The organism is Bacillus sp. C30 (genome assembly GCF_040838255.1).
GTDB lineage: Bacteria > Bacillota > Bacilli > Bacillales > Bacillaceae_G > Bacillus_A > Bacillus_A mycoides.
This window is the reverse complement of the sequence record NZ_JBFPJH010000137.1, coordinates 1-8,554: the sequence shown is the minus strand read 5'-3', so window position 1 is coordinate 8,554 and position 8,554 is coordinate 1. Positions and strand designations below refer to the sequence as shown.

Here is an 8,554-nt window from a genome sequence, read left to right as displayed (position 1 = left end):
ATTATATATTCACTATTGCCTCTTGCTTTATAATTCTTTCATACAACTCATCTGATAACTTTTGAAAATCCTCTGGCATATCTTTCCTCTTAAATTTCTTTTGAATCGTACCGTATAGGCCTATATCACGTAACCGTAAAAATAACGGTAACGATTCATACCAACTATCCGCCAGCCTGTGCTCATATTCGTACCCCTTTCTTAACACTTGTAACTGTTTACGAGCAAATTCCGTCTTTTTCTCCAATGTCCACGGTGTAAAAAGAACAGAGTAATAAAGAACCATTGCCAAATCATGAATGAAGTAATTATAGGCAGCGTCATCAAAATCAAAGATTGTTAGCCCTTTTCCATCATAATGAAAATTACCTGGATGAATATCGCCATGCATAAGGCCAAACGTTTCTCTTTCGATTGGAAGAGCCTTTATTTCATCCATTAATACAGTGGCAATCCCTTTCACCTTCTCATCTTCTAATCCATTAACAATGCTACTTTCATCCTCTTCCCACGTATCACGGTAGTCTGTTTTAGGATAATCCATTGTAAGGCGGTGCAGTTGTCCAATCGCTTTTCCCCACGCTTCAAAGTAAGCATCTCCCCAATAAGGCGATTCTTCTCCTTTTACTTGCTCACCTTGTGCATATGTAAATAAAGACGCGAAAAAGAAAGTGCCATCTTCCGCTCCAATTTCTTCTACAAGGTTTTGAGATATTGAATTACGAGGTCCCGCCACTTTTGCCCCATGTTCTGCAACATACCGTAAAAAATCTAGTTCGGCCTCTACCTCTTTTTTAGACCGATGAGAAGAATGGGTTAAGCGTAATACGTAATCTTCATTATTTTTACCCTTCGCCTTAAAAATATAATTTTCAAAATCACCAAGTGGCTTTTCTTCCACCGTTACATGATATGCCTTTGCTGCTCTTGCTAAAATTTCATTCGTAAAAACACGTTCTACCGCTATTTCCATTTGTATCCCTCCTATATATCTTCTTAATTCGACATAAATGTAAGAAGTACTGCTATGAAATTAAATAGTGCGTGTGCAATCATAGCCGATAAAATAGAATTTGTTTTTTCATATAACCACGCGAATACTACACCGCTTAAAAAATTCACCGGTAATGTGTTATATGTTGGAATATGAACAACGGTAAATATTATTGAACTTATAAGCACCCCGCCCCATATGCCATATCTATCACGAAAAAACGTATAAAAAACACCTCGATATAAAATTTCTTCATAGATTGGTGATATAACTGCTGCTCCAATTACCGCGATACAGAACGCATATATTGATTTATCATTTTGGATCGTCTCCGTTTTACTATTTTCGAAAGAAATCCCCAGTTTCTCCATTATCATTAATACTCCAACACTCACTACAATCAAAGAAATAACCGCTACAAATGTCCACAATAAATCTTTCCATGAAAGCTTCCGAATTCCAATATCTTTCCACGACAGTTTATATCTTTTTATGCAAAAAAGATAAACTAAAAATGTAAATATCACTGCCATTATAAGTCCCATTAATACTCCAGCATATAATGAGTTCCCTATTATTTTTAAAGCATAATCATAAAAAAGAGATTCAACCATTACTGGTACAATCAGAAATACAAAAACAAATAAATATAAAATTTCTTTCCATCCCCACATACATTTTAAAGTCATCTACACCATCCCCCTATATCCTATTTTCTTTAGTATAAAAGATGACGTAACGTAACTTTCAAGCTACTTTTTTTCAAATAATCTAAGCATAATTTTCTCACAAAATAAAAAAGGTTGATTCACTCAATCAACCTTTACACTATTAAAAATTCTATTCCTCAATTCTTCATCAATTCATTCTCATATATAATATTTATCTTTATTTCTCTTCACCTTTTGTCTGCATTGAGTTGAAGGTCCAATTTAACTTCAATGAATCCCCTTGAAATACATTTTGCTCTTCATCGTTATCTACAAATGTGAACATTACGTAGAAAGTATCATCATCACCAGGAGCAAGTCCATTTCCTTCTCGGTCTACAACACCTTTTTGTACAAGATCAGGAATACTTCCGTTTTGCGTAGCTACCTTTAATTCAGATAATGTAGTAGACCAAATTGGAACCTCATTTTTATCCAAATTCCACAAGAAATCAACACGGATATGATCACCAAAATCAGCATTTCCATTATCTCCTTTAGCATCGATTACACTGTAATCTGTCAGAAGTTTCACATCTCCTATTGCTAAGGTTCCTTTGTTTACTAATTGAAAACCACGCTCCATTTCATCACCTGGTTTAATATTGTCGACATTAATAACAACTTCAGGATTAACACTCAAATCTAAAGTACCGGCTGCAAACGTGTTTTGTGATACTTCCTTATCACTAAAATACGCATATGTTCCCCCACTAATTAAAGATAAGCCAAGCGCTGCAGTTACAACACCCATACCAAGTTTTTTCTTAATACTCATTTCACAAGTCCCCCTATTTTTAAAGTTTAAACTACAAACCCTATTTCCAGCCCACAAACAATAATAATTAAGCAACTACCTTGTCCCACAACGAAAGCGAACTAACTTTAAGCTAGTTACTTCATGTACCCAAACGACTATTACTTTTAAAATAACCGGTAATGTTACCGTAAATCATTACCGGTTATTTGTTAGCCAATCTCATTTAATTTTATATTCATTGTCTTATTGCTTTATTTACTCTAGAAGTTTGTCCACTTATTTTTTTGGTTCTAAACCAATAGAACGTAAGATTTTATCTAACGTCACTGGCCCTACATTTTCTTTCGGCTTCTGATTTTCTTTAGCATCTCGACCCTTTTTCAAGAAATTCTTCTCGATAAAACGAATATCTGTTTCATTTACAACACCATCTTGATTGACATCTCCATCTTTTGCAGCCACTTTTCCTTTTTCATATGAAAGAGCTGCTATTCTAGCATCTTGAATATCCACCATTTTATCGCCGTTTACATCACCTGCAAGGTTGTCATCCATATCGGCTCTAAAGTTTTGTCCCACTAATTCTCCATCTTGCATTTCCCCTATTTTTGTAGTTAATTTACTATTTAAATGACCCGGCATTTCTACGAAAATATCATATTCTTTATCGCTTACAGGAACACTATGAATTTCAAATTGCCCATTATCATTAACCGTTCCTGTATATTTCTTTCCATCCTTGCCAACTGCGTAAACTTTTGCTCCTAGTTTTGTGTAATCATTCTTACCTAAATACCCCTCTTCATTCAAGAAAGCTTCTGGACCAATATATCCTGTAACTGTTGAATGCTTCGAAACAATAGCAAAAGATTTATCTTTAAACACAGGAATCTCAGTACCTTCTGATGCACCAGCTTTTGTATAAGAGAACTTATCTGCTCCAAATGCAGTTAAATTATTAAAATATTCATCGCTCGTCATTTCGAATGTAACATCTAAAAATGGTGTATCTCCATCTAATCCTTTAAATTCTTTTCCTTCCAATGATGCGCCAACTTTCACCTTGTTTTCCCAAGTTCCTTCTGTATTTATAGCCGGATCTTCTAATGTCAAGTTTAATCCATGTTGTTTTGCATATTCCGTAAGCGCTGAATTTGGTTTCACATCTGTAAATTTAAATAGCTGCTTATCATAAGGGATTTCAAATGTACCTGCCGTAAGTTGTTTTACATTATTAAGATTTAAAGTTAACGTAATTTTTTCTCCTAATTTTATTTTATCTTTGTCATAACTTGGAACAGCGTATTCTGTCCCTTCTTTTACAAAGACGTAATCTTTATATCCAGTTGCCATATTCCCTGCAGTTGCGAGGTCATATCCAAATAATTTTAAATTTAACGGTTCATTTATTTCTTCTGGAAGTACTCCAAATTTAAAGTCACCATTGGCCTGAATTGTATTCAGCCAACCTGATGGAAAGGCCGAGTTCTGATAATATACAATTTGATTAGCTTTTTGGTCATACTGCAGGCCTTTTGCCTTTAATGCATCCACTGTAGAATCATAAACATTACCATGCACCCATAATGCCCGCTGGCCATCTTCTTCTTTGAACATAGAATCATTTACTTCATGAATACCAGGTTGTACATCCGTAAATTTCATTTCAGGTATGACATTATCAATGATAATGCTATCGCCTTTTGTATAAGATTTCCCTTCTTTATCATATCCAACGAAGTTCAATTCGTAATCTCCATCAGGCAACATAACAGGTTTATCCCCAATTGGATGGGCAGGATCTCCTGTGAACGGAAATACATATCCTCCCATACCAGAAAACATCATATATTCAACATTCGGTGTTAGACTACTTGCATTAAGTGTACCAACGACTCCTAATGCCTTTCCTGTTTTTCGATCTTTCACAACTGCATCAATGGTTTCAAGAGGACTATTTAATTTAAATGTCAGCGGTGAACTTGGGCTTTCCATAAATGGATGGAATTTAGACCCATCTGTTGCCATTGCGTCTCTCAGCAAATCTACAGATTCAATCCCCTTTTCTGTGAACTTCACTGCAAATGGCACTTGATATACTTCTTTTTCATTATTTTTATTTGAAATATGAATATATCCCTCATATCTACCGAATTCAGCGTTTTCTGGAATGATAATTTCAGGGCTAATTTCCCCTGATGTACCAGGAGCCACTTTAATAGAATCTTGTACGTTCAGCTTCACACCATTCTTCGCTGCGTCCTTCACACCTACATTTGTTGGTGAAAACTTTACTTCTAATTTAAACTCTTTCCCGTCTGTTTGACTGCTGTTCTTAATTAAGACTTTTCGACTATCTTTAATAGGTCCATTTCCCAATTGATTTTTATACCCGAATGCAATAGAACCTGTTTTTTCTTCAATTTCTACTTCTTCATCATTTACAACGTTTGATGTTTTATCAATAACCTCGATAGCTGTATCTGCATGAACCGCACGATACGCATCAATTCGGCCTGATCCTACTTCAAATACAGAACGCTCTTCTTTTAAGTCAACTGCGGTATTCATAAGTGCTTCTTTTACTTCAAATGGACTATAGTTTGGATGTTCTTGTAAAATGAGTGCCGCTACCCCCGCAGTATGAGGAGTTGCCATAGATGTACCTGACATACGTCCATACGCTACCGGATAATTTTCTCCATCCTTTGGATCATTAATATATTCAGGAACAGTTGAGAAAATAGACACACCTGGTGCTACAATATCTGGCTTAATATCATCTGTTTTAGTTGCAGGACCACGGGAGCTGAAATCAGCTAAGTGATCTCCCTCTGTTTTTATATTACTAAGTTCCCCAAACGCTAACGACACATCCCCTTGTACAGCTTTTGCTTGCAATTTCTCACCATCTACTTTTGTTAAGCGGAATGATGGAATAGATGCAGTACTTTCCCCAAGATAACTTGTAATTTCCCCATCTACATTGTTGTATACAATTACCGCCTTTGCGCCTGCTTCCTTAGCATTTTTAATTTTTTCATCAAATGTAATCTCACCGCGTTGGATAAGAGCTAACTTCCCTTTAACATCTTTCCCTGTAAAATCACCTGATTTCCCAAGTCCTGCATATACCACGGGTATGGATTGTCTTTTTAAGTCTTCAATTTTATCAGTAAAACTTTTACCTAGTAGCATCATCTTATCCACTTGTAAATCACCTGCACTAGCTGAAAACGTTGGAATGTTCATCGCAGCATCGCTTGCTCCAACTGTAATTGGAAGCGCTGCTGCACTAGGTGACCCAAGAGTCCCTTCTTCTGGACCTGTGTTCCCTGCCGCTACTACTGTAACAACACCAGCTAACATCGCATTGTTCACTGCGACAGAAGTAGGATATAAAGGATCATTGATAGACGCACCTAGTGATAAATTGATAACATCCATATCTTCTTTCACTGCTTTATCAATCGCAGCAAGAATACCGCTTGTTTGTCCACTTCCATATGGACCTAATACACGATATGAATATAAATCTACATCTGGAGCGACTCCTTTAACTGCATAATCCACACTATTCTGTTTGTCTGCAGCAATTGTCCCAGCTACATGAGTGCCATGGGATGTATAATATGCACTTCCATCATAAATTTCAGGATATCCTCCAGAATTTTGCCAATCCTTATACGTTGTCTCCATTGGATCAGCATCATTATTAACAAAGTCCCATCCTTTTATTGAGTTCGGATCTATTTTGCTTGGATCTTCACCTTGCTTTGCACGATATCCTTTATATGCATCTTTCAAATCCGGGTGGTTGTAATCAATACCTGTGTCCAGTACACCTACCTTAATTCCTTTACCTGTTATTTTTTCATCATGCAGCTTGTCCACACCAATTTGCGGTACACTATCTGCCATTTTGGGTTCAGCAGCAGTCTTAGCTGTTTCTTTCGGCAAATCAATTTTGACCTCACTATCTTCCCATACGCGCTTAACAATACCAGTGCGAACTAAGTCTTCAATCATATTCGCAGGTAACGAAATTGCTACACCATTAAAAGCATTCTTATATTCTCTTGTTATTTTGGCAGATTTAAAATTCTTCCCTTTATCTTTATTCTTTTGAAGCTGTTCAAACTCTGATTTAAATTCTTTATGAGATGCTTCTACCTTTTGTTCCGCAGTTGAAAGAGCTATTTTTTTCCCTTTAGCTGCTTGTTTTAACATCTCGATTTTGCTAGGTGCTTGCTTAAACTCTACAATCACATTCACATTATCAGGACTTGCTGTATTGATGCCTGGTGAAATAACAAAACCTTGTTTTGTATCTAACGTTTTTAAGGCATTACGTTGTTCCTTTGTAAGACCTTTCAATATAGCGTTTGCATCATCAATCCCAGTTAAAGTAGTTGTATTTACCTCTTCTGCCAATACGTTATATGGAATTCCTTGAGACATTAACATACCAACAGTTAGCGTTCCAATAAGTATTTTTCCGAATTTCCCCTTCTTCATAGCGCATCTCCTTATTATTAAAATTATTTTTCTAAAATAAATCCTCTGAGCTCCTATTTAGCATTGGCAATTCTATCAACCTTGAATCTATTTAAAATAATCGAGAATCTCCAACACTACTATCGCCATCCCCACACTTCTAATCTTCTTTCTATAAAAGCCCCCATAAATTGTTTCCAACTACAATGATTTACAACATGAATTATTAGTAGCGTTAAGCAATAATTCTATTTTTATTGTTTCACATTTTGATTTTTCTGAACATTGAACAAAAGGAGTAATTTTTTTCTAATGATTCTATGCCCAAATAGTACAAAAGAACTACCTTGCCCTTTATTCTTTGTAATATAGAATAAAGAAACACGATAGTTCTTTTAAACATCTCTTATTTAATCCAACGGAACCAATTGATTTCGAACAGCATAAATCACCGCTTGCGATCGACTTTTTACATTTAGTTTTTTAAAAATTTTATTGATGTGAATTTTAACTGTTTTATCACTAATATATAGAGCTTCAGCAATTTCTTTATTACTAAGTCCTTTTACTAATTCAAAAAGAATTTCCTTTTCACGTTCCGTCAGTTCATTTTCATTTGATTCTAATTTCATTTTTTGCTGATGATATGTAATTAATTTTTTAGTCATACGCGGATGAATAACTGGATCGCCTCGATATAACATTCGAATTGCTGCTATTACCTGCTCCGATGATGAATCCTTCAATAAATAACCATCAGCACCAGCCTGGAGTGCATCCATTAAATACTCATCATGTTCATACATTGTAAACACAAGCACTCGGCAATTTGGATAATTTTTTTTTACTAACTCTGTGGCTTCAATCCCATTTTTCCCTGGAAGATTAATATCCATCAAAATACAATCTGGTCTGCATTCTTCTACTTTTCCCAATACTCCGTCCCCAGAGCTAGCTTCTCCAATCACTTTCATATCAGATTCATCCTCTAGTATGCTCCGAATTGCGTCTCGTAAAAAAGCATGATCATCCACTACTAATATCTTAATCATTTTACGCACCCCTTGTTTGTGAATCTGGAATTAATAGTGTAATTTCTGTCCCTTTCCCTACAGAACTATCAATCTGTAAAGTAGCCCCTAATTGTTCAGCTTGTTCATTCATATGTAATATACCATAATGTGGCTCATTCTTCGTTTTAACCATAGACTCAAATAGTGAAAAGCCGACTCCATTATCCTTAACCCTTAAAAGCACGTGCTCACTTTGATAGCTAAGTAAAACATCAGTCTTTTCTGCTTGTGCATGTTTTACAATGTTTTGCAAACTCTCTTGTAATGTATCAAAAATAACTCTTTCTTTTGAAAAGCTGAGTGTACGTGCATGACCTCTTTCATGATATGTAATATCTAGTTCATATTCTTGTTTTAAAGATTTTATTTTACTTGCTATCGCCTGCTTAAGCCCTAATTGTTGTGTCGGATATGGTTTTAAAGCATAAATAGAATAACGAACTTCTCCTAGGCTTCCTCTTAAATCTTTTAGAACCTGTCTAAAATCTAGGGTATAATCTATGTAAAAAGGATGATTCCT

General features: G+C 35.5%; 6 protein-coding genes. All 6 read right to left on the bottom strand.

The genetic code is table 11. The features are described from left to right. Position 1: 1 nt before the first annotated feature. Positions 2–973, bottom strand: a complete 972-nt coding sequence (locus tag AB3X49_RS13795; RefSeq protein WP_367962783.1) for a phosphotransferase enzyme family protein — start codon at positions 971–973, stop codon at positions 2–4. Between the two features lie 23 nt (positions 974–996). Next, complete coding sequence (locus AB3X49_RS13790; RefSeq protein WP_002125203.1) at positions 997–1,683, bottom strand: CPBP family intramembrane glutamic endopeptidase; 687 nt, start codon at positions 1,681–1,683, stop codon at positions 997–999. Positions 1,684–1,882: 199 nt separating this feature from the next. Beyond that, entirely contained in the window at positions 1,883–2,482 is a 600-nt protein-coding gene (locus AB3X49_RS13785; RefSeq protein ID WP_000023369.1) for a TasA family protein, read from the bottom strand. A 258-nt stretch (positions 2,483–2,740) separates the two neighbouring features. Further along, a complete protein-coding gene (locus tag AB3X49_RS13780; protein ID WP_367962780.1) occupies positions 2,741–6,982 on the bottom strand; it encodes a S8 family serine peptidase in 4,242 nt (1,413 codons plus the stop codon). Between the two features lie 389 nt (positions 6,983–7,371). Continuing rightward, positions 7,372–8,013, bottom strand: coding sequence for a response regulator (locus tag AB3X49_RS13775; RefSeq protein ID WP_367962777.1), 642 nt, complete (start codon positions 8,011–8,013; stop codon positions 7,372–7,374). A 1-nt stretch (position 8,014) separates the two neighbouring features. After that, positions 8,015–8,554 (bottom strand): sensor histidine kinase (locus AB3X49_RS13770; RefSeq protein WP_367962775.1); only part of this gene is annotated, 540 nt, incomplete at its 5' end.

Excerpts from the sequence above, each read along its gene's own strand:
- AB3X49_RS13795 (WP_367962783.1), bottom strand. The coding sequence starts at position 973 with ATGGAAATAGCGGTAGAACGTGTTTTTACGAATGAAATTTTAGCAAGA.
- AB3X49_RS13790 (WP_002125203.1), bottom strand. The coding sequence starts at position 1,683 with ATGACTTTAAAATGTATGTGGGGATGGAAAGAAATTTTATATTTATTT.
- AB3X49_RS13785 (WP_000023369.1), bottom strand. The coding sequence starts at position 2,482 with ATGAGTATTAAGAAAAAACTTGGTATGGGTGTTGTAACTGCAGCGCTT.
- AB3X49_RS13780 (WP_367962780.1), bottom strand. The coding sequence starts at position 6,982 with ATGAAGAAGGGGAAATTCGGAAAAATACTTATTGGAACGCTAACTGTT.
- AB3X49_RS13775 (WP_367962777.1), bottom strand. The coding sequence starts at position 8,013 with ATGATTAAGATATTAGTAGTGGATGATCATGCTTTTTTACGAGACGCA.